The sequence below is a fragment of the Acidovorax sp. genome (genome assembly GCF_021287135.1).
GTDB lineage: Bacteria > Pseudomonadota > Gammaproteobacteria > Burkholderiales > Burkholderiaceae_C > Acidovorax.
The window spans coordinates 134,876-153,764 of record NZ_JAJTBB010000020.1; the positions used below are offsets into that span (position 1 = coordinate 134,876).

The following is an 18,889-nucleotide window of genomic DNA, read 5'->3' on the forward strand; positions in this document are numbered from 1 at the left end:
GCGGCCGCTGCGGCTTCGCCCGGCCGGCCATTTTCACCACCGAGGAGACAACCCCCATGAGGAAAAGAAGAATCACCGGCGCCCTGTGCGTTGCCCTGGCCGGCGCTACAGCGCAGGCCCAGACCCCGGCCAGCAACGTCACGCTGTACGGCGTCATGGACCTGGGCCTGCGCCACGGCAGCGGCCTGTCTGCGTCCAACGCGCCCGCACCGGGCGCAAGCCACAGCCTGGGCAGCGGCATCCACACCACCAGCCGCTGGGGCTTGCGGGGCAGCGAAGACCTGGGCGGCGGCGCCAAGGCGCTGTTCAACCTGGAAAGCGGGCTCAATGCGGACACCGGCGCCCCGGCCAACGCCAGCAAGTACTTCGACCGCGCATCCTGGGTCGGCCTGCAAAGCGGCTGGGGCACGCTGGCCCTGGGCCGCCAGACCACCACGCTGGCCGACGCCATCTCGCCCGTGGACCCGCTGGGCATGCGCTTTGCCAGCTTCAACCCCAGCATTGGCGTGGCGGCGCTCAGCCAGCACGGCCTGGGCATCGAGTACGGCAGCGCAGGCGCCACCTCGGGCTCCTACCGGCTCGACAACTCGCTGAAGGTCACGGGCCGCTTCGGCGGCTTCACGGCCCGCGCCATGTGGGGCATCGGCGAGGTTGCATCGCAGGCCTCGGCCCTGTCGTCGCGCGGCGTGGGCCTGGCCTGGGCGGCCGATGGGCTGGTGGTGTCGGGGGCCTACCAGCGCTTCAACGACGCCAACAAGCGATCTCTGGACGGCACCACCCTGGGCGCCGCGTACCAGTGGGGCAGCGTGCGCCTGGCCGCCAATGCCGGCCGCAGCAAGGCCGAAACGGCGGCAGGCCGCTTCACCGTGCAGCGCGTTCTGTCGGCCGGCACCACCTGGGCCGCCACACCCTGGGTGGACCTGACGGCCGCCTACTACAAGGTGGACCGCTCGCGCACCGGCGCGGCCGACGATGGCTATGGCCGCCTGGTGGCGTTTGCCGAATACAAGCTCTCGCGCCGCACCAAGCTGTATGCCGAGCTGGACAGCACCCGCTGGCGCCACGGCTTCCAGGGTGCGGCCAACAAGGCGACGGCCACGGGCATTTCCGCCGGCGTGGTGCACAGCTTCTGACCCTCGCGCAGCCGTGACCGCCCCGCCGCTGGGACGCCACGGCGGGGCTTTACATTTGGAAAACCCGTGCAGACACTGGTGGGGCTGCGCGGGTTTTCTTCCCTCTGCCGCGCGCAGCCGAAGGAAAGCGCTCCCGCCGACCCCACTGCGATCCGAAAGTCCCCCATGAACAAACTGACCATTGGCAAGCGCCTGGCCCTGGTGCTGGGAACCATCCTGGCACTGCTGGTCATCACCAGCGCCATTGCCATCGCCATGCTCCAGCGCCTGGGGCAGGAGGTGGAGGCCATGCTGGAGCACAACACGCGCACCGAGCGGCTGGCGGTGGACTGGAGCATGAACCTCAATGCCGCCGTGCAGCGGCGCGCGGCCATCGCCAAGAGCCAGGACCCGGCCCTCAAGGCCTACTTTGCCGAGGCCAATGCGCAAAGCGTGCGCGTGACGGGCGAGCTGCAAAAGAAGATCGACGAGCAGCTCAACACCGCCAGCGACCGCGCGGCCCTGGAAGACGTGAACACGCGGCGCAAGGCCTACCAGACCGTGCGCGACGAAGTCACCAAGCTCAAGGATGCCGGTGACGAAGCGGCAGCGGCCCGGCTCTTTGACGAGAAATTCGACCCGGCCGCCCGCGCCTACCAGGAAGCGGTGCAGAACGTGGTGGCCTTGCAGCGGCGAGAGCTGGACGCCCGCGGCGAGCAGGTGCTGGCCCTGCGCTCGCGCACGCTGTGGCTGCTGTCGGTGAGCGCGGCCGTGGGCCTGGTGCTGGGCGTGGTGCTGGCCTGGGTGCTGTCGCGCAGCATCGTGGGGCCGGTGCGCCGCTCGCACGCCATCGCGGTCGAGATTGGCGCCATGGACCTGCGCGGCGCGCCCCAGCCGGCCTACAGCCCCGACGAGACCGGCGCCCTGCTGCAGGCCCTGGACGGCATGCGCGCGGCCCTGCGCAGCACCCTGCTGGAAGTGCGTGGCGTGGTGGATGGCGTGCACACCGCCAGCCAGGAGATCGCCGCCGGCAACATGGACCTGAGCGCCCGCACCGAAAGCACGGCGGGCAGCCTGGAAGAGACGGCCAGCGCCATGGAGGAGCTGACCAGCACCGTGCAGCAAAGCGCCGACGCAGCGGCGCAGGCCAGCCAGCTCGCCCTGACGGCGGTAGACGTCGCCCAGCGCGGCGGCCAGCTCATGGGCACCGTGGTGCAGACCATGGACCGCATCCATGCGTCCTCCGGCCGCATCGCCGACATCATCGGCGTGATCGACGGCATCGCCTTTCAGACCAACATCCTGGCGCTGAACGCGGCCGTGGAGGCCGCCCGGGCGGGCGAGCAGGGCCGCGGCTTTGCGGTGGTGGCCAGCGAGGTGCGCGCCCTGGCGCAGCGCTCGGCCTCGGCCGCCAAGGAGATCAAGACGCTGATCGACGAGAGCGTGGGCGAGGTGGGCACCGGCGCCTCCCAGGTGCAAGAGGCCGGCAGCACCGTCCGCCAGATCGTGGACAGCATCCAGCGGGTGCGCGACATCGTCAGCGAGATCAGCGTGGCCACGCGCGAGCAAAGCCAGGGCATTGCCCAGATCAACGTCGCCATCAACCAGCTGGACCAGATGACGCAGCAGAACTCCGCGCTGGTGGAGCAGTCCGCCGCCGCGGCGGGCAGCCTCAACGAGCAGGCCGAGCGGCTGGCCCGGGCCGTGGCGGCGTTCCAGTTCGAGGAAGGCGACGCGCCCACCGGCGTCCAGCGCCTGGGCTACGCCAGGCCGGCGGCTCCGGCATGACGATTTTTCGGGCGGTGCGGGCTACACGAACTTGCCGGTGATGCCGCCGTCCACCACCAGCTCGGTGCCGGTCACGTAGGCGGCGGCGTCGCTGGCGAGGAAGGCGCAGGCATGGGCCACGTCCCAGGCCGTGCCCATGCGGCCCATGGGCACCTGGCGGGCGCGGGCGGCGCGGGCCTCGCCCGGGCTGGTGTCCGAGAACATCTTCGCCACCGTGGTGGCGATGCGCGGCGTGTCGATGAGCCCTGGCACCACCGTGTTGGCCCGCACGCCCTGGCCCGCGTACTGCTGCGCCACCAGCCGCGTGAAATGCGTGACCGCCGCCTTGGTGACGCCATAGGCCAGGTGCGGGTAGCCCAGGTAGCGCAGGCCCGCGATGGACGAGATCGCGATGATGGAACCCCGGCCCCGCTCCACCATGCCGGGCAGCACTTCCTGGCACGCCAGCAGCAGGCTGTTCACGTTGACGGTATGGATGCGGTCGAAGTCCGCGGTGCTGGTCTCCAGCGGGCCGCCGGTCTTGCCGATGCCCACGTTGTGGTGCAGCACGTCGATGGCGCCGCCAAAGTGGCAGCGCGCTTCGCGGAACAGGCGCTGCACGTCGGCGGCCTCGGCCACATCGCCCACCAGGGTGATGGCCGTGCCGCCCTCGGCCTGGATGAGCGCCGTGGTCTCTTCGGCCGAGGCTGCGTCGCGGTCCGCCACGCACACGCTGGCACCCAGGCGCGCGTAGGTCACGCAGGCGGCACGGCCAATGCTCCAGCCCGGGCCGGCAGAGCCGCCCCCGGCCACGAACACCACGCGGCCCGACAGGTCCAGCGGCAGGGCGGGCGGAGGGACTGGTGGGGCGCTCATGCGTCCGCGCCCGGGCCGGCACGGCCGCCGACGAAGGGAATGGCGTGCTCCACCGTGTCCCAGATGAAGCGGCCCGAGGGGCTTTGCTGCTCTTCCACGATGTGCGCCACCAGCCCGGCCGCGCGCGAGATCACGGCAAAGCCGCGCATCACGGCCGTGGGCACGCCGATCTCGCCCAGCAGCGCGGCCACTGCGCCCGTGGCGTTGATGGTGATGGGGCGGCCTGCCACCGCATCCACGGCCTGGGACAGCGTCTCCAGCGCACGGATCTTGTCGCCCGGCAGCTCGGGCTCGGCGCGGCCCATCTCCAGCAGCTTGTAGGCGCGCGGGTCCACGGGCTTGTGCAGGTGGTGGCCAAAGCCCGGCACGGGGGATTTGAGGCCCTTGTAGTGGCGCGCAATGGTGAGCGCCTCCGCCTCAGGGTCTTGCGCCGCCGCAATGCGGTCGAGCAGGCCCGAGCAGTTCTCCATGGTGCCCACGAAGGAGCTGCCCACGGCCAGCAGGCCCGCGCTCACGGCGCCCTGCAGGTTTTCGGGCGCGCTCATGTAGATGAGCCGCGTGGCAATGGCGCTGGGCGTGAGGCCGTGTTCCATCAGCACGATGAGCACCACGTCGGTGATGCGCAGGTCCACGCCGCGTGGCGTGCGGCCCAGGATCTGCATCAGCATCACTTCGGTGAAGGTCTTCTGGCCCATCAGGTCCTCCACCAGATTCGCATCGCGGTAATGCAGGCTGGTGAGGGTGTGGGTGCACAGGCGGGTGATGGGGGTCTTGGAAGGGGTGGTGGTCATGGGAATTCCTTCAGGCTGCGGCCAGGGCGGCCAGGGCCGCATCGCGCACGGCGGACTTGAGCACCTTGCCCACGGGCGAGCGCGGCAGGCTTTCATGGAAATGGATGCGCTTGGGCGTCTGCACCGGGCCCAGGCGTTCGCGCACAAAGGCGATCAGCTCGGCCTCGCTCGCCGCTTCGCCGGTGCGCAGTTGCACGGCGGCCTGCACGGTCTCGCCCCACTTGTCGTCGGGCAGGCCGAACACGGTGCATTCGTGCACCGCCGGGTGCTGGCCCAGCGCGTTCTCCACGTCCACCGGGTAGACGTTGAAACCGCCGGTGATCACCATGTCCTTGAGCCGGTCCTTGAGGTAGAGAAACCCCCGCTCGTCGATCAGGCCCCGGTCGCCGGTGTGCAGCCAGCCGTCCACCAGGGTCTCGGCCGTCTTCTCGGGCAGGCGCCAGTAGCCAGTCATCAGCAGGTCGCCCCGCGCCACGACTTCGCCCACATCGCCCGGGGGCAGCAGGCGGCCGTCGGGCGCCATGATGGCCACGTCGCTGAACCAGGTGGTGCGGCCCACCGAGGCCAGGTTGCGCTCGTCCTCGAAGTCCTCGGGGCACAGCACGGTGAGGATCTGCGGCGCCTCGGTCTGGCCGTAGGTGGTGCCCAGCACCGGGCCGAAGAAGTCGCGCACCTGGCGGATCTTCTCGGGCGGCATGGGCGCGCCGCCGTAGATCAGCCGACGCAGGCGCGGAAAGTCCGCGCGCGACGCGCCGGGCAGCGCCATCAGCATGTAGACCAGCGTGGGCGGCATGAAGCACACCGTGCCGCCGCGTTCGCGGAAGGCCGTGCGCACCGCCTCGGCGCCCGCACCCGCCAGCACCACGTGGCAGCCGCCCTGCGCCAGGATGGGCAGGAGGTACGTGGAGGTGCCGTGCGTGATGGGCGCGGCCACGATGTAGCGCTCGTGCTCGTCAAAGCCCCAGGCGTGGATCTGGTTGGTGATGTTGGCCATCCACGCGCGGTAGGGCTGCATCACGCCCTTGGGCGCGCCGGTGGTGCCGCCAGTGAACTTGATGGCCTGGGTGGCGTCATCCGGCAGGTCCAGCTGCGGGCGCGGTGCGCCAGCATGCTCGGCGGCCAGACCTGCCAGCGTGGCGGAGCCATCGGGTGCCTGCGCCCCGGTCAGCACGCGGGCACCGGGTGCGCCTTCGAGCAGGTCGGCGCACGCGGCATCCAGCACCAGCAGGGTGGGCTCGGTCGCGTCGATGATGCGGCGGATCTCGGGCCGCGTGCTCTTGGGGTTGAGCGGCACCCACACCTTGCCGCAGGCCAGCACGGCCAGCAGCGCGGCAATGTGGTCGGCGCTGTTGCCTGCGCAAATGCCCACGCGGCTTTGGGGCGTGGGGTCGATGGCCGTGAAGCCCGCCGCGAGCGCCGCCACGCGGGCGGCCAGCGCGTCGTAGCGGAGGGCGCCCTCGGGCGCGTCGATGGCAATGCGGTCAGGCCAGCGCTGGGCGGCCCGCCAGAAGAAGTCGATGGGGAACATGAAAGAGGTGAGGTTGTGTGGGGGATCTGTCACTCGGCCGATGCGCCGGAGGCCTTGACCACCTCGCGCCAGCGCTTGATCTCGGCCGCGGAAAACTGGCGCATCTTGTCGGGCGAGCCGCCCTCGGGCGTGGCGGCCAGCTCCTGCAGGCGCGTGCGCACCTCGGGCTGGGCCAGCACCTTGTTCAGGGCCGTGTTGACCTGCTCCACCACGGCGCGCGGCGTGCCCGCCGGTGCGGCCAGGCCGAACCACGACTGCACGTCAAACCCCGCATAGCCCGACTCGGCCAGCGTGGGCACTTCCGGCAGCAGGGGCGAGCGCTGGGCGCTGGTGATGGCAATGGCGCGCAGCTTGCCCGCCTGCACGTGCGGCAGGGCCGACGGCGTGTTGTCGAACATCGAATCCACCTGGCCGCCCAGCAGGTCGGTGACGGCGGGCGCGCTGCCCCGGTAGGGCACGTGCAGCATCTTGAGGTGGGACTGCATCTTGAACATCTCGCCCGAGAGGTGGATGGACGAGCCGCTGCCCGAGGACGCAAACGTGATGCCGTCCTTGGACTCCTTGGCGTAGCGCACGTAGTCGGCCAGGTTCTTGATGGGCAGCTTGGGGTTGACCACCAGGATGTTCGGGATCTTGGCGATCAGGCCGATGGGCTCGAAGTCCTTCACCGGGTCGTAGCCCAGCTTGGGGTAGAGCGTGGCGTTGATGGTGTTGGCGATGGTGTAAACGTACAGCGTGTAGCCATCGGCCGGCGCGCGCGCCACGGCCTCGGCACCCACATTGCTGTTGGCGCCGGCGCGGTTGTCCACCACCACCGGCTGGCCCAGCTGGTCGCCCAGCTTGACGGCCACCAGGCGCGCGATCACATCCGTGGCGCCGCCGGCCGCATAGCCCACCACCAGCTTGACCGGCTTGGCGGGCCAGCCGGACGCATTGGGCTGGGCCTGCAATGGCAGGGCGGTACCGCAGGCCAGGGTGGCCGCCAGCGCCAGCAGGGCGCGGCGCGGCAGGGGTGACGAAGCCGTGCGCTGGCGCAGCGCGGCGGGGGCGGGATGGTTCATGGTGTTTGTCTCCGGGGTTCTTGCAGAAAATGCCGTCGTGGCGCGCTGCGCGGTGCTCTGCGGCACACTGCGCACTGGTGGCGTTGACGAACAAATTCTTTCCCATGCCCTCCCGACCTGCGAATTCAAATGTCCGCCAGCCGGACGAAGCTGCCCGAGCCGGCATGGCCGACGCTCCGGCCGACGACCCCGGCAGCCGCACGCTGCGCCGCGGCCTGCAGGTGCTGGACGCCGTGCTGGCCCATGGCCGCGACGGCGCGCGCGTGGTGGACCTGTGCCGCGCCGCCGCGCTGGAGCGCGCCACCGTCTACCGCCTGCTCGCCACGCTGCTGGAGAGCGGCTACGTGGCGCAGCGTGGGCGCTTTCGCTACGCCGCGGGGCCGCGCCTGGCCGCCCTGGCCGAGCCGGCAGGCCAGCCCAACATGGCCGTGCGCCTGAAGCCCGTGCTGGAGCGCGTGAGCCGTGCCTGCGGCGACGCGGCCTTTGCCATCGTGCGCGAGGGGCCGACCTCGCACTGCATTGCGCGCCACGTGGGCACGCACCCGGTGCAGATCCTGGTGATCCAGGTGGGCACGCGCCAGCCGCTGGGCGTGGGCGCTGCGGGCCTGGCGCTGCTGGCCGCGCTGCCCGACGCCGAGGCGCAGGCCTGCATCGCCGCCAACGCGCAAGAGCTGCCGCGCTACGGCGGCATGACGCCCGAGCGCCTGCAGATTTTGGTGCGCGCCACGCGCGAGCGCGGCTGGTCGGTGGTGGGCAACCATGCCACGCAGGGCGTGCTGGCGGCCGGCATGGCCGTGCGCAACGCGGCCGGCGAGCCGGTGGCCGCGATCAGCGTGGCCTCCACGGAAGACCGCATGCCGCGCGAGCGCCAGCAGCTGATTGCGCGCTGGATGCGCGAGGCGCTGGCGGCGCTGCTGCCGCACGGGGTTTAGTGGTGCCCAAAGAATGCTATTAAAATAATAGCTGTTCACGCTTGTCTAATAAGCGCTGCAGCCATTTTTCATGCACAACCCGAGCCGCGTGCGAACATTGGCCCATCACACGCCGTGATGGCCCGCTCCCTGCCCCGAAAGCCCTCCATGGAACTGAGACAACTCCGCTACTTCGTGCGCATCGTCGAGCTGGGCTCCATGAGCCGCGCCGCGCTGGACCTGGACGTGGTGCAGTCCGCGCTCAGCCAGCAGATCACGCGGCTGGAGGGCGAGCTGGCCACGCGGCTGCTGCAGCGCACGCCGCGCGGCGTGGCGCCCACCGAGGCGGGGCTGGCGTTCTTCCGCGAGGCGCAGCTCACCCTGCGCCATGCCGACCAGGCCGTGCGTGCCGCGCAGCAGGCGCGGCTGTCGGGCACCGTCACCGTGGGCCTGGCGCCCACCACCGCGGGCGTGCTGGGCCTGCCGCTGATGCAGGCCATGCGCGCGCGCTACCCCGACGTGCGGCTGCACATGGTCGAGAGCATGTCCGGCCACCTCACCGCCATGCTCAATGCGCGCGAGCTGGACCTGGCCGTGCTGTTCGACACCCGCCTGCACCAGGCGCAGCAGGCCGCGGGCGCGCGCCGCTGGGCCATGGCGCCGCTGCTGGAAGAAGACCTGTTCCTCATCTGCGCCCGCAGCGGGCAAGGCAACCCCGGCGGCCGGCGGCTGCCGGAAACGCTGACGGTGGCCGGGCTGGGGCAAGAGCCGCTGATCCTGCCCACCGGCCCGCATGGCCTGCGCAGCACGCTGGACACCGCCTTTGCCCGCGACCGCGTGGCGCCCCATGTGGTGCTGGAGGTGGACTCGCTCGCCATGGTGATGGCCGCCGTGGACGCGGGCCTGGGCTCCACCGTGCAGCCCTGGGCCGCCATGGGCCGCTACCCGGACGCGGCCGAGCGCTTCCAGTGCGCGCGCCTCACCGACGCGCCCGCCCGCCGCGTCAACCTGCTGTGCAGCCTGCCCGACGAGGAACTCTCGCCCGCCGCCCTGGCCGCGCGCGTGGTGCTGACGGACTGCGTGCGCGAGCTGGTGATGAGCGGCCAGTGGTTCGGCACAACGTGGATAGGCACATCCCCCTGAGCGGCTGCGCCGCTTCCCCCTTCTCTCATCGCTGAGCGATGGGAAGGGGGACGCCGCCCTCGCTGCGGGACGGCCCTTGCTCGGCGGCCCTGGGCTGGGGCGTGCTTCTTCAATGCGCAGCCGGAAAAGCACCAAAGCGGAAAGGTACAGAGCAACACCGGCCATGCCCTGGTGCAGCCATCACGATCCGTGATACCCCCATGACACGGCCCCGCTGCACGCCGGGCCCGGGTCTGCCTACAGTCGCCGCACCCCGATGAACGAGACGGCGACCCCCGCCAGGAGACACCCCATGGGCCCCAACCCCCCTTCATTCACCCGCGGCCGGCGCACGGCATGGGACCGCCGCCCATGAGCGTCGATGTCCTGGTCATCGGCGGCGGCAACGCCGCCCTGTGCGCCGCCCTGATGGCGCGCGAGGCCGGCGCCAGCGTGCTGCTGCTCGAATCGGCCCCGCGCGCCTGGCGCGGCGGCAATTCCGCCCACACCCGCAACCTGCGCTGCATGCACGACGCGCCGCAGGACGTGCTGGTCGATGCCTACCCCGAAGAAGAGTTCTGGCAAGACCTGCTCAAGGTGACGGGCGGCCTTACCAACGAACACCTGGCGCGCCTGGTGATCCGCGAATCCAGCACCTGCCGGCCCTGGATGCGCCGCCACGGCGTGCACTTCCAGCCCGCGCTGGCGGGCACGCTGCATGTGGCGCGCACCAACGCGTTCTTCATGGGTGGCGGCAAGGCGCTGGTCAACGCCTACTACCGCAGCGCAGAGCAGCTGGGCGTGCAGGTGCGCTACGAAGCGCCCGTGCAGCGCATCGAGATGGACGGCCGCCGCTTCGTCGCCGCGCACCTGGCGAACGGCGAGCGCATTGCCGCCAAGGCCTGCGTGCTGGCCGCGGGCGGCTTTGAGTCCAACCGCGAATGGCTGCGCGAGGCCTGGGGCCAGAACGAGCGCGGCGAGTGGCCAGCCGACAACTTCCTGATCCGCGGCACGGCCTACAACAAGGGCGTGCTGCTCAAGCACTTGCTCGACGACCACGGCGCCGACCGCATCGGCGACCCCACGCAGGCGCACATGGTGGCCATCGACGCGCGCGCACCGCTGTACGACGGCGGCATCTGCACCCGCATCGACTGCGTGTCGCTGGGCGTGGTGGTCAACCGCAACGGCGAGCGCTTCTACGACGAGGGCGAGGACTTCTGGCCCAAGCGCTACGCCATCTGGGGCCGCCTGGTGGCGCAGCAGCCGGGGCAGATCGGCTACTCCATCATCGACAGCAAGGCCATCGGCCGCTTCATGCCGCCCGTGTTCCCGGGCGTCAAGGCCGACACGCTGCCCGAGCTGGCGCAAAAGCTGGGTCTGCCCGTGGACACCTTCACGCGCACGCTGGGTGACTACAACGCCGCCTGCCGCGTGGGCACGTTCGACCACACCACGCTGGACGACTGCCACACCGAAGGCGTGGCGCCCGCCAAGACGCACTGGGCCCGGCCCATCGACACCGGGCCGTTCTACGGCTACGCGCTCAAGCCCGGCGTCACCTTCACCTATCTGGGCCTGCACACCGACGACACCGCCGCCGTGCGCTTCAACAACGAGCCCAGCCCCAACCTGTTCGTGGCCGGCGAAATGATGGCCGGCAACGTGCTGGGCAAGGGCTACACGGCGGGGGTGGGCATGAGCATCGGCACCGCGTTTGGGCGCATTGCGGGCACGCAGGCGGCTTTGGCATCAAAACAGGCTCCAGCGCTTATCCATCAAGCGCAAGCAGCTATAAAAACAGGAGTGATGAATGCAAGCGCTTGAGGCCCTGACGCGTGACGCCAAGGCGCTGGCCAACGGCGACATCGTGCTCTCCGCCCCCGAGACCGAAGTGGCGCGCCAGCTGCAGATCTGCAACGCCTGCCGCTACTGCGAAGGCTTTTGCGCCGTCTTCCCGGCCATGACGCGGCGGCTGGAGTTCGGCAAGGCCGACATCCACTTCATCGCCAACCTGTGCCACAACTGCGGCGCCTGCCTGCATGCCTGCCAGTACGCGCCGCCGCACGAGTTTGCGGTGAACATTCCCCAGGCCATGGCCCAGGTGCGCGGCCAGACCTATGCCGACTACGCCTGGCCGCCCGCACTGGGCCAGCTGTACCAGCGCAACGGCCTCACGTTGGCGCTGGCGCTGGTGGCGGGGCTCACGCTGTTCCTGCTGCTGGCCGTGGGGCTGCACGGGAAAGGCTTGGCGGCGCTGTGGACGGCGCCGGTGGGCGGCTTCTACGGCATCTTCCCGCACAACCTGCTGGTGGGCCTGTTCGCCCCCGTGTTCCTGTTTGCCGTGCTGGCCCTGGGCCTGGGCGTACGCCGCTTCTGGCGCGATGTGACGCCCGCCACCAGCGGCGCGCCGCTGAGCGCCCCCGCCACGGCCGAAGCCACCGATGCCGTGCTGCGCCTGAAGTACCTGGACGGCGGCCACGGCGACGGCTGCCACAACGAGGACGACGCCTATACCCTGTCGCGCAGGCGCATGCACCACCTCACGTTCTACGGCTTTGTGCTGTGCTTTGCGGCCACCAGCGTGGCCACGCTGTACCACTACCTGCTGGGCGCGGCCGCCCCCTACGACCTGCCCAGTTTTCCGAAGCTGCTGGGCGGCGCGGGCGGCATCAGCCTGGCGCTGGGCACCGCAGGCCTGTGGCGGCTGAACCTGCGCCGCCACCCGCTGCACGGCGACGCCGCGCAAAAGCCCATGGACCGCGCCTTCATCGCCCTGCTGTTCCTCACCGCCACCAGCGGCCTGGCCCTGTGGGCAGCGCGCGGCACCGCCGCCTTGCCGCTGCTGCTGTGCCTGCACCTGGGTGCGGTGATGGCGCTGTTTGCCACGCTGCCCTACGGCAAGTTTGCGCACGGCATCTTCCGCACGGCGTCGCTGCTGCGCCATGCGGTGGAGAAGCGCCAGCCCAATCCCATCGGTTTGGGCGCAGACTGAAATGAAACAACCCCCTGTGGCGCTGCGCGCCTTCCCCCTTCTCTCGCGCTGCGCGCGGGAAGGGGGACGCCACCAGTGCGGCGGGGCGGCCCTTGCACGGTGGCCCGCGCATGGGCAGCGCCCATAGCTACCGCCTTGTACAAAAACAAGTAGCTCGTCCTGTATCCACTTTCCCCACGATGAAGGAGACCTCCATGAAAAAACGCACCCTCTTGATGAGCGCGCTGGCGCTCGCCACCGCTGCCGCGACGCTGTCTGGCGCTGCCCACGCGCAGGATTTCCCGCCCAAGAAGCCCGTCACGCTGGTCGTGGGCTTTGCGGCCGGCGGCGCGGCCGATGCGGCGGCGCGGCTCATTGCCAAGAAGCTCGGCGAGAACATCGGCCAGTCGGTGGTGGTGGACAACAAGGGCGGCGCGGGCGGCAACATCGCGCACCAGTTCGTGGCCAATGCGGCGGCCGATGGCTCGGTGCTGCTGCTCGGGTCGGTGGGACCGCTGACCATTGCGCCGCACCTGATGAAGCTGCCCTATGACCCGTTCAAGGACCTGGCCCCGGTCTCGGGCGGGGTGAACTTTCCGAACGTGCTGGTGGTGCACAAGGGCGCGGGCGTGAAGACGCTGGCCGAGTTTGTGCAGCTGTCCAAGAAGAAGCCCGGCAGCGTGGACTTTGCCTCCACCGGCGCGGGTTCGGCATCGCACCTGGCGGGCGAACTGTTCAACCAGCGCGCCGGCATCGACATGACCCACGTGCCCTACAAGGGCGGCGCCCCCGCGCTGCAAGACCTGTTGGGCGAGCGCGTGACCTCGTACTTTGCAGCGCCGCCCACCGCGCTGCCGCACATCGAGGCGGGCAAGCTCATCCCCCTGGCCACCACCGGACTCACGCGGCCCTCGTACATGCCCAACGTGCCCACCGTGGCCGAGGCGGGCTATCCCGGCTTTGAAGCGCTCAACTGGTACGCCTTCGTGGCCCCGGGCAAGACGCCCGCCCCGCTGCTGGACCGCTGGAACAAGGAGATCGTCAAGGTGCTGAGCGACCCGGGCGTGAAGGAGGCGCTGAACAAGCACGGCCTCACGCCCCAGCCCACCACGCGCGCCGAGCTGGCGGCCTTCATGAAGAAGGAATCCACGCAATGGGCGGCCATCATCAAGGAGCGCAAGCTCACGGCAGACTGAGTGCCCGGGCCGCTGCGGCCAGGGCGCCGCGTTGCTATTGCGGCGCGGCCTCGGTCACCGAAATGTCGGTGTGCACCAGCGTCAGCGGAAAGCGCTGGCCCGCCAGGTAGTCTTCCAGGCAGCGCAGCAGCAGCGGGCTGCGGTGCCGCTCGGGGCAGGCGCGGATCTCGTCCGGCGTGAGCCACAGCGTGCGCACGATGCCGGTGTCCAGCGCGCGCCAGCCATGGTGGGTGCCCAAAGTGCCCGCAAACGCAAAGCGCAGGTAGGTGATGTCGTCGCCCGTGCGGGTCTTGGTGAAGCGGTTCAGGTACACGCCGATCAGCGCCGTGGGCTCGAAGTCGTGCGCCGTCTCTTCCAGCACCTCGCGCGCGCAGGCCTGGATGGGCGACTCGCCCGGGTCCAGGTGGCCGGCCGGGTTGTTGAGCTTCAGGCCGTCGGTGGTTTCTTCCTCGACCAGCAGAAAGCGGCCCTCGCGCTCGATGAGCGCGGCCACGGTGACGTTGGGTTTCCAGCGGTGGGGCATGGCGCGCATTATCACCACGCTGTGTGACGGGCGGCGCGGGCCCCACACCCGGACCGGAGCGCGGCGTCAGAGCTCCCCGCTGCGCCCCGCGCCCTCGGGCGGTTGCCGGTGCATCAGCGCGCCCCCTGCGGCGCCACGGGCGCCGCCACCGCCGGCGCCGGCCGCAGCACCAGCCACAGCGCCGCGCCAATCAGGCTTCCGCCCGCCGCATGGGCCAGGGTGGCCGGCTCGCCCAGCAGCAGCCAGCCCCAGGCCACGCCGAACAGCGGGATGAGGAAGGTCACCGTGAGCGCCTTGAGCGGCCCCACGTCGGCAATGAGCCGGAAATACAGCACGTAGGCCAGGGCCGTGCACAGCAGCCCCAGCGCCAGCAGCGCACCCCACACCTGCGCGGGCGCCGCCAGCCAGGTGGCCGCGGCCTGCGGCTGGCGCAGCAGCTCCCAGGCCACCACGGGCACCAGCACCAGCACCGCGCCCAGCTGGCTGCCCAGGGCGACGATGCGGCTGTCCAGCCCGCCGCGTTCGGTGATCCAGCGCCGCGTGAGGAAGCCGGCCAGCCCGTAGCACGCGGTGGCCACCAGGCAGGCGGCCATGCCGCCCAGCACCTCGGGCGTGAGTGCCACCGGCCCCGCCTGGGCCAGCACGGCCACGCCGGCCATGCCCAGCACCATGCCGCCCACGCGGGCGGCGGTGATGCGCTCGCCAAAGGCCAGCGCGCCGATGAGCACGCCCATGAGCGGCGTGGTGGCGTTGAGGATGGCGCTGTAGCCGGCCGGCAGGCTGCGGGCGGCCAGCGCGAACATGAGGAAGGGGATGCCCGAGTTGACCACCCCCAGGGCCAGCGTGGCGGCCAGCTTGCCGCCAAAGCGCGGGCGCAGGCGCAACGCCACCAGCAGCAGCGCCAGGCCGGCGGCGCCCAGCAGCACGCGCACGAACGTGGTGGGCAGGGCCCCCAGCACCGGCGCGGCCACGCGCAGGAACAGGAAGCTGCCGCCCCAGAGGGCGGCCAGGAGGATCAATCGCAAAAAGCTGGGCAAGGGCATGGGGCACCTGGGATACGTCGGAGGAAATGGGAGTGCGCAAGCGGTAGGGCCATTGTTGGAAATCCGTGCATTTGTGGCAAACGATTTATCCTCTACAGCCGTTGAGCTGCAGTGAACACTCCGACCAGACACCATGAAGCTTCCGCCCCTGATCGCCGTGCGCTTCTTCGAGGCCACGGCCCGCCACCGCAGCGTGCGCGAAGCCGCGCGCGAGCTGCACGTCACGCCCGGCGCGGTGTCGCAGCAGGTGCGTCGGCTGGAGGCGTTTCTGGGCTGCGCGCTGTTCGAGCGGCTGCCGCGCGGCCTGGCGCTCACGCCTGCCGGCACGGACTACCAGGCCGCCTGCGGCGAGGCCCTGGCGCGCATCGGCCACGCCACGGCCCGGCTGGCAGCCGGCGCGCGCCACGTGGTGCGGGTGAGTTGCACGGCCGACTTTGCGGCGCAGTGGCTGGTGCCGCGCCTGCAGCACTTCCTGCAGCAGGCCCCCGAGCTGGACGTGCATGTGAACAGCACCGAGCGCACGGTGGATTTGCAGGCCGAGGACATGCACTTTGCCGTGCGCCACGGCCTGGGGCCTTACGCCGGCCTGCAGGCCGAGTGGCTGCTGTCCGATGACCTGATTGCGGTCTGCAGCCCGCGCCTGGTGGCACCGCGCCCCTGGGCGCTGCTGGCGGACGTGACCGGCCCGCGCCTGCTGCACCACGGGCGCCGCGACGACTGGCGGCTGTGGTGCCAGGCCCAGGGCCTGGCGCGGGTGGACAGCGGCCAGGGGGTGGTGTTTGCGGGCGCCAACGGGGCTGTCGAAGCCGCCCTGGCCGGACAAGGCCTGGCGCTGGTGCCGCGCGCGCGGGTGGGGCGCGAGCTGGCCACGCGGGCCCTGGTAGGCCTGCAGGCGCCCGCCGCGCCGGTGCCCCTGGGCTACCGCCTCGTGTACCGGCCCGAGGCCTTGATCGACCCCGCGCTGCGGCGCTTCCGCGACTGGGTGGTGGGCGAGGGCCTGGAGGCCGGAAGCATCAGCGCGGGCTGACGGAAGCGCCCGGGCCGCCGGGGCTGTGCAGCAGTGAGCGCACCATGTAGACGGCGCCCTCGCCGTAGCTCGCCAGATGCTCGCGCTGCGCCGCATCGGCCAGCGGCTGCACGGCGTAGCCGTGGCGTTCCCAGTAGCCCTGCGAGCCCTGCACGGACACGAGCGCGCTGTGGCGCAGGCCTTCCTGCCGCGCACGCTCCCACACCGGCGCCAGCAACGCGCGCGCCAGGCCCTGGCCGGCCAGCGCGGGCAGCACCGCCATGTCGTGCAGGTACAGGGTGTCGGGGGCCGGGGCAGCGGCGCGGCCGGGGGCGGTCGGCCGGTCGGCCCCAAAGTCGCCGTGCAGCGGCGTGACCTTGTTCAGGTGCGAGCGGTAAGCGGCCAGGTAGGCGCACACCTTGCCGGCGTGCTCCAGCACCAGCGAACAGTTCACCGGGCTGGCCAGGCGCCGGGCAAAGACCTCGGCGCTCTCCACAAAGCCTTCTCCATAGCAGGCCCGCTGCACGGCCAGCAGGCCCGGCAGGTCGGCCGCCGCGAGCGGGCGCGGCGTCCAGCGCGCGGCCGTCATCCCCGGGGAAGCTGGGGCGGCTGCACCAGGTCGTCCAGCGACAGGCCCTTTTCCTTCAAGAGCGCCTCCAGCACAGGAGTGAGCCGGCCCAGGCTTTCCTGCACGGCCTCGCGCACCGTGTCCACCACCACCTGGGTGCTGCGCTCGATCTCGATGTTCAGGCGGTCGCCCACCTGTTTGGCTTCAAACACGGTGGCGCGGCGCGTCTCGGGAATCAGCCACACCTCGAACCAGCCTTCCTGCCGGTTCACCTCGGCCACCGTCAGGCTCGCGCCGTGGATCGCGATGTAGCCCTTGGCGAACACATAGCGGCGAAACGGCTCGGGCACGGCCACGCGCCACACCAGGTTGTTGTCGAACTCGCGGCGTTCCACCAGCGTGCCGGTGAAGTCCACATGGCCCGACAGCGGGTGGCCGCCAATTTCTGCGCCGTCCTTGGCCGCGCGCTCCACGTTCACGCGGTCGCCCTGGCGGTAGCTGCCCAGCGTGGTGATGTTCAGGCTCTGCAGCATCACGTCGAAATTGGCCTGCGTGGGCGAGACGATCTCGGTCACCGTGAGACACACGCCATCGGTGGCCACGCTGGCACCAATGGCGAGGTCCTGGCAAAAGCCCTCGGGAAAATCGAGCGTGAAGGTGCGCAGGCCCGCGCGGTCGGTGATGGCGGCAATGCCTGCCGTGGCTTGGACGATGCCTGTGAACATGGTGGCGCGGCTTGTGGAGCGTTGGAGGGGGAACCGGGAATTTTGCCACCCGGCTCCCGCCGCGCGCTAGCGCCGGGCTACTTGGCCCGGAGCAGCTCGCCCACTTCGAGCAGCACCAGCTCGTTGTCATCCGCCTTGTTCGGCTCGCGGCTGCTGCTGAAGGGCAGGTTGTTGTCGTTGCCCACCACGATGTGGGTGCCATCCACCACGTCCACGTTCTCGATGGTGAAGAACGGGAAGGTGAGCACGCCGTTGTTGAGCGGCTTTTTCGCCAGGCGCTTCGGGTCCTGGATGTTCATCAGGTCGATGTAGCCCACCTTGCGGATCTCGCCGCCCACGTTGGCGTCGCTCATCTCGACCTTGTAGACGCGCTTGAATTGGGCGAGGTCGTGGAAGCAGTCGGTGCGCTTGACGCCTTCGGGGCAGGCCTTGTCGGCCGTGCCTTCGCCGTTGTCGCGCTCGATGATGAGGCCCGTGGTGGCATCGATCATGTTGAAGTCGCCGATGGCGTGGTGGTTGGCCTCCAGCACGTACTTCCAGTGGCGGCCGGTCCAGCGCTCGGTCTTCACGTCGAACTCCAGCACGCGCAGGTACTGTTTGCCGCCCACGTTTTCATAGGCCTTGGCCTCGTCGTTCCACAGCGCGCCTTCGAGCAGCGCGTAGAGCTTGCTGCCGTCCTTGGACGCGGCCATGCCCTCGAAGCCCTTGGAGCGCTTGACCTCAAACGGCGTGGGTTTGGCGTCGGGCGCGCCGGGCATGAGCACGCCGGGGGCATCGGGCGAGCGAACGACCTTGCCGTCCACCTGGGTCTCGAACACGGCCAGCACCTTGCCGTTCAGGTCGGTCTTGATGAGGAAGGGGCCGAACTCCTCGCCAATCCACAGCGCGCCGCCGGCGAACTGGAAGCTCTCGGGGTCGAAGTCCGCGCCGGTCAGGTAGCGCTGGTCCGTGCCCTCGTGCGTGATGCGAAACGGCACCTTCTTGTCGGGGTCGTGCAGGAAGATGGTCTTGAGGCGGCGGAACTGCCCGCTCTGGAAGTCCACGGCGTAGTGGTTCAGGTAGAGCATGAAGTCGGGCGAGTTGGCCTTGGAGCCGGCACCGTTGTCGGTCAGGATCCAGAACGAGCCGTCCGCCATGTGCTTGATGCCCGAGTGGCCCTGCAGCGGCTGGCCCTGGAAGGGCAGCGATACGCCCGTGTCGCGCCCGCCGGACTGGCCCATCACGGAGCCTACGGCGTCCACGCGGCGGGCCGTGGTGAACTTGCCGCTGGTCTGCAGGTCCCGCGGGGCATCGGGTGGGGCGGGGACGAAGCTCTGGGCCGGCAGCACGGCATGGCCGGCCAGCGTGGCCGGAAAGGCCTGCTGGGCCAGGGCAGTCGTGGAAGCGGCGCACGCGAGGAGCAGTGCGGTACCGGCGGCAAGGGCGCGAAGTCGGGGCATGGCAGGCAGTCAGGGTAAAGAAAACGAAGCCGCCACGATGCCGCGCGGCCGTGGCAGCCGTGTGACGGTCTGCGGGGGATTGCCTACCACCACAATTGTTCCTAAAACTGGAACAGTCAGTTCGCGACTCGGTGGTTTTTCTCTGAACACCCGCGGCGTACAGTTCATCCCATCGATGAGCCGAACCCGCAAGGCGACTCACCGAACCCGGTTCAAGAATGGTTTTTGCACCGGCTTTTCTGAGACG

General features: G+C 70.4%; 18 protein-coding genes. 9 read left to right on the top strand and 9 right to left on the bottom strand.

Features of this window, described 5'->3' with window-relative positions; genetic code table 11:
- The first annotated feature begins 56 nt into the window (after positions 1–56).
- Both LWW96_RS04695 and LWW96_RS04700 read left to right on the top strand, forming a co-directional pair.
- A complete protein-coding gene (locus tag LWW96_RS04695; protein WP_291484514.1) occupies positions 57–1,133 on the top strand; it encodes a porin in 1,077 nt (358 codons plus the stop codon).
- A 165-nt stretch (positions 1,134–1,298) separates the two neighbouring features.
- Complete coding sequence (locus LWW96_RS04700; protein WP_291484515.1) at positions 1,299–2,900, top strand: methyl-accepting chemotaxis protein; 1,602 nt, start codon at positions 1,299–1,301, stop codon at positions 2,898–2,900.
- Positions 2,901–2,921: 21 nt separating this feature from the next.
- Here the strand turns inward: LWW96_RS04700 and LWW96_RS04705 are convergent, their stop codons facing one another.
- Genes LWW96_RS04705 through LWW96_RS04720 form a run of 4 tightly spaced genes read right to left on the bottom strand, consistent with a single transcriptional unit; the run spans position 2,922 to position 7,135 of the window.
- The gene (locus LWW96_RS04705) at positions 2,922–3,755 is read right to left on the bottom strand and encodes an SDR family NAD(P)-dependent oxidoreductase (protein WP_291484516.1); all 834 of its coding nucleotides are present in this window, start codon (positions 3,753–3,755) and stop codon (positions 2,922–2,924) included.
- Positions 3,752–4,546 (bottom strand): citryl-CoA lyase, encoded by a 795-nt coding sequence (locus tag LWW96_RS04710; protein WP_291484517.1) that lies wholly within the window; start codon positions 4,544–4,546, stop codon positions 3,752–3,754. Before LWW96_RS04710 ends, LWW96_RS04705 begins: the two co-directional genes overlap by 4 nt.
- 10 nt (positions 4,547–4,556) lie before the next feature.
- Positions 4,557–6,074: an AMP-binding protein gene (locus LWW96_RS04715; RefSeq protein ID WP_291484518.1), complete on the bottom strand. Its 1,518-nt coding sequence runs from the start codon at positions 6,072–6,074 to the stop codon at positions 4,557–4,559.
- A gap of 29 nt (positions 6,075–6,103) precedes the next feature.
- A complete protein-coding gene (locus tag LWW96_RS04720; RefSeq protein WP_291484519.1) occupies positions 6,104–7,135 on the bottom strand; it encodes a tripartite tricarboxylate transporter substrate binding protein in 1,032 nt (343 codons plus the stop codon).
- A gap of 104 nt (positions 7,136–7,239) precedes the next feature.
- On the opposite strand from LWW96_RS04720, the gene LWW96_RS04725 reads away from it, so the two are divergent.
- The 5 genes from LWW96_RS04725 (at position 7,240) to LWW96_RS04745 (ending at position 13,338) form a co-directional block, all read left to right on the top strand.
- Complete coding sequence (locus tag LWW96_RS04725; protein WP_291484520.1) at positions 7,240–8,067, top strand: IclR family transcriptional regulator C-terminal domain-containing protein; 828 nt, start codon at positions 7,240–7,242, stop codon at positions 8,065–8,067.
- 147 nt (positions 8,068–8,214) lie between these two features.
- Positions 8,215–9,189: a LysR substrate-binding domain-containing protein gene (locus tag LWW96_RS04730; protein ID WP_291484521.1), complete on the top strand. Its 975-nt coding sequence runs from the start codon at positions 8,215–8,217 to the stop codon at positions 9,187–9,189.
- 351 nt (positions 9,190–9,540) lie between these two features.
- Complete coding sequence (gene tcuA, locus LWW96_RS04735; RefSeq protein WP_291484522.1) at positions 9,541–10,995, top strand: FAD-dependent tricarballylate dehydrogenase TcuA; 1,455 nt, start codon at positions 9,541–9,543, stop codon at positions 10,993–10,995.
- The gene (gene tcuB, locus LWW96_RS04740) at positions 10,982–12,163 is read left to right on the top strand and encodes a tricarballylate utilization 4Fe-4S protein TcuB (RefSeq protein ID WP_291484523.1); all 1,182 of its coding nucleotides are present in this window, start codon (positions 10,982–10,984) and stop codon (positions 12,161–12,163) included. The genes tcuA and tcuB overlap by 14 nt, the downstream gene beginning before the upstream one ends.
- A gap of 194 nt (positions 12,164–12,357) precedes the next feature.
- Positions 12,358–13,338: a tripartite tricarboxylate transporter substrate binding protein gene (locus tag LWW96_RS04745; RefSeq protein ID WP_291484524.1), complete on the top strand. Its 981-nt coding sequence runs from the start codon at positions 12,358–12,360 to the stop codon at positions 13,336–13,338.
- A 34-nt stretch (positions 13,339–13,372) separates the two neighbouring features.
- Here LWW96_RS04745 and LWW96_RS04750 read toward each other — a convergent pair whose 3' ends face one another.
- Together LWW96_RS04750 and LWW96_RS04755 are read right to left on the bottom strand one after the other, a co-directional pair.
- Entirely contained in the window at positions 13,373–13,861 is a 489-nt protein-coding gene (locus LWW96_RS04750; protein ID WP_291484525.1) for an NUDIX hydrolase, read from the bottom strand.
- 113 nt (positions 13,862–13,974) lie between these two features.
- Positions 13,975–14,904, bottom strand: coding sequence for a DMT family transporter (locus LWW96_RS04755; RefSeq protein WP_291484526.1), 930 nt, complete (start codon positions 14,902–14,904; stop codon positions 13,975–13,977).
- A gap of 133 nt (positions 14,905–15,037) precedes the next feature.
- On the opposite strand from LWW96_RS04755, the gene LWW96_RS04760 reads away from it, so the two are divergent.
- On the top strand, positions 15,038–15,931 hold the full coding sequence (locus LWW96_RS04760; protein WP_291484527.1) for a LysR substrate-binding domain-containing protein: 894 nt from the start codon (positions 15,038–15,040) through the stop codon (positions 15,929–15,931).
- On the opposite strand, the gene LWW96_RS04765 is transcribed toward LWW96_RS04760, so the two are convergent.
- The 3 genes from LWW96_RS04765 to LWW96_RS04775 all read right to left on the bottom strand — a co-directional run bounded on the left by LWW96_RS04765 (position 15,918) and on the right by LWW96_RS04775 (position 18,642).
- Positions 15,918–16,499 carry a GNAT family N-acetyltransferase gene (locus LWW96_RS04765; RefSeq protein ID WP_291484528.1) on the bottom strand — a complete coding sequence of 194 codons (582 nt, stop codon included), beginning with the start codon at positions 16,497–16,499 and terminating at the stop codon, positions 15,918–15,920. The genes LWW96_RS04760 and LWW96_RS04765 overlap by 14 nt on opposite strands.
- Positions 16,496–17,203 carry a riboflavin synthase subunit alpha gene (locus tag LWW96_RS04770; protein ID WP_291484529.1) on the bottom strand — a complete coding sequence of 236 codons (708 nt, stop codon included), beginning with the start codon at positions 17,201–17,203 and terminating at the stop codon, positions 16,496–16,498. The genes LWW96_RS04765 and LWW96_RS04770 overlap by 4 nt, the downstream gene beginning before the upstream one ends.
- A gap of 77 nt (positions 17,204–17,280) precedes the next feature.
- Positions 17,281–18,642 (bottom strand): esterase-like activity of phytase family protein, encoded by a 1,362-nt coding sequence (locus tag LWW96_RS04775; protein ID WP_291484530.1) that lies wholly within the window; start codon positions 18,640–18,642, stop codon positions 17,281–17,283.
- Between LWW96_RS04775 and LWW96_RS04780 the strand changes: the two genes are divergently transcribed.
- Positions 18,641–18,889, top strand: a 249-nt coding sequence (locus LWW96_RS04780) for a hypothetical protein (RefSeq protein ID WP_291484531.1), incomplete at its 3' end; no start/stop codon positions are given. The two genes, LWW96_RS04775 and LWW96_RS04780, sit on opposite strands and share 2 nt — an antisense overlap.

Coding starts and splice junctions, on each gene's coding strand:
- LWW96_RS04695 (WP_291484514.1), top strand. CDS start 57: ATGAGGAAAAGAAGAATCACCGGCGCCCTGTGCGTTGCCCTGGCCGGC.
- LWW96_RS04700 (WP_291484515.1), top strand. CDS start 1,299: ATGAACAAACTGACCATTGGCAAGCGCCTGGCCCTGGTGCTGGGAACC.
- LWW96_RS04705 (WP_291484516.1), bottom strand. CDS start 3,755: ATGAGCGCCCCACCAGTCCCTCCGCCCGCCCTGCCGCTGGACCTGTCG.
- LWW96_RS04710 (WP_291484517.1), bottom strand. CDS start 4,546: ATGACCACCACCCCTTCCAAGACCCCCATCACCCGCCTGTGCACCCAC.
- LWW96_RS04715 (WP_291484518.1), bottom strand. CDS start 6,074: ATGTTCCCCATCGACTTCTTCTGGCGGGCCGCCCAGCGCTGGCCTGAC.
- LWW96_RS04720 (WP_291484519.1), bottom strand. CDS start 7,135: ATGAACCATCCCGCCCCCGCCGCGCTGCGCCAGCGCACGGCTTCGTCA.
- LWW96_RS04725 (WP_291484520.1), top strand. CDS start 7,240: ATGCCCTCCCGACCTGCGAATTCAAATGTCCGCCAGCCGGACGAAGCT.
- LWW96_RS04730 (WP_291484521.1), top strand. CDS start 8,215: ATGGAACTGAGACAACTCCGCTACTTCGTGCGCATCGTCGAGCTGGGC.
- tcuA (WP_291484522.1), top strand. CDS start 9,541: ATGAGCGTCGATGTCCTGGTCATCGGCGGCGGCAACGCCGCCCTGTGC.
- tcuB (WP_291484523.1), top strand. CDS start 10,982: ATGCAAGCGCTTGAGGCCCTGACGCGTGACGCCAAGGCGCTGGCCAAC.
- LWW96_RS04745 (WP_291484524.1), top strand. CDS start 12,358: ATGAAAAAACGCACCCTCTTGATGAGCGCGCTGGCGCTCGCCACCGCT.
- LWW96_RS04750 (WP_291484525.1), bottom strand. CDS start 13,861: ATGCCCCACCGCTGGAAACCCAACGTCACCGTGGCCGCGCTCATCGAG.
- LWW96_RS04755 (WP_291484526.1), bottom strand. CDS start 14,904: ATGCCCTTGCCCAGCTTTTTGCGATTGATCCTCCTGGCCGCCCTCTGG.
- LWW96_RS04760 (WP_291484527.1), top strand. CDS start 15,038: ATGAAGCTTCCGCCCCTGATCGCCGTGCGCTTCTTCGAGGCCACGGCC.
- LWW96_RS04765 (WP_291484528.1), bottom strand. CDS start 16,499: ATGACGGCCGCGCGCTGGACGCCGCGCCCGCTCGCGGCGGCCGACCTG.
- LWW96_RS04770 (WP_291484529.1), bottom strand. CDS start 17,203: ATGTTCACAGGCATCGTCCAAGCCACGGCAGGCATTGCCGCCATCACC.
- LWW96_RS04775 (WP_291484530.1), bottom strand. CDS start 18,642: ATGCCCCGACTTCGCGCCCTTGCCGCCGGTACCGCACTGCTCCTCGCG.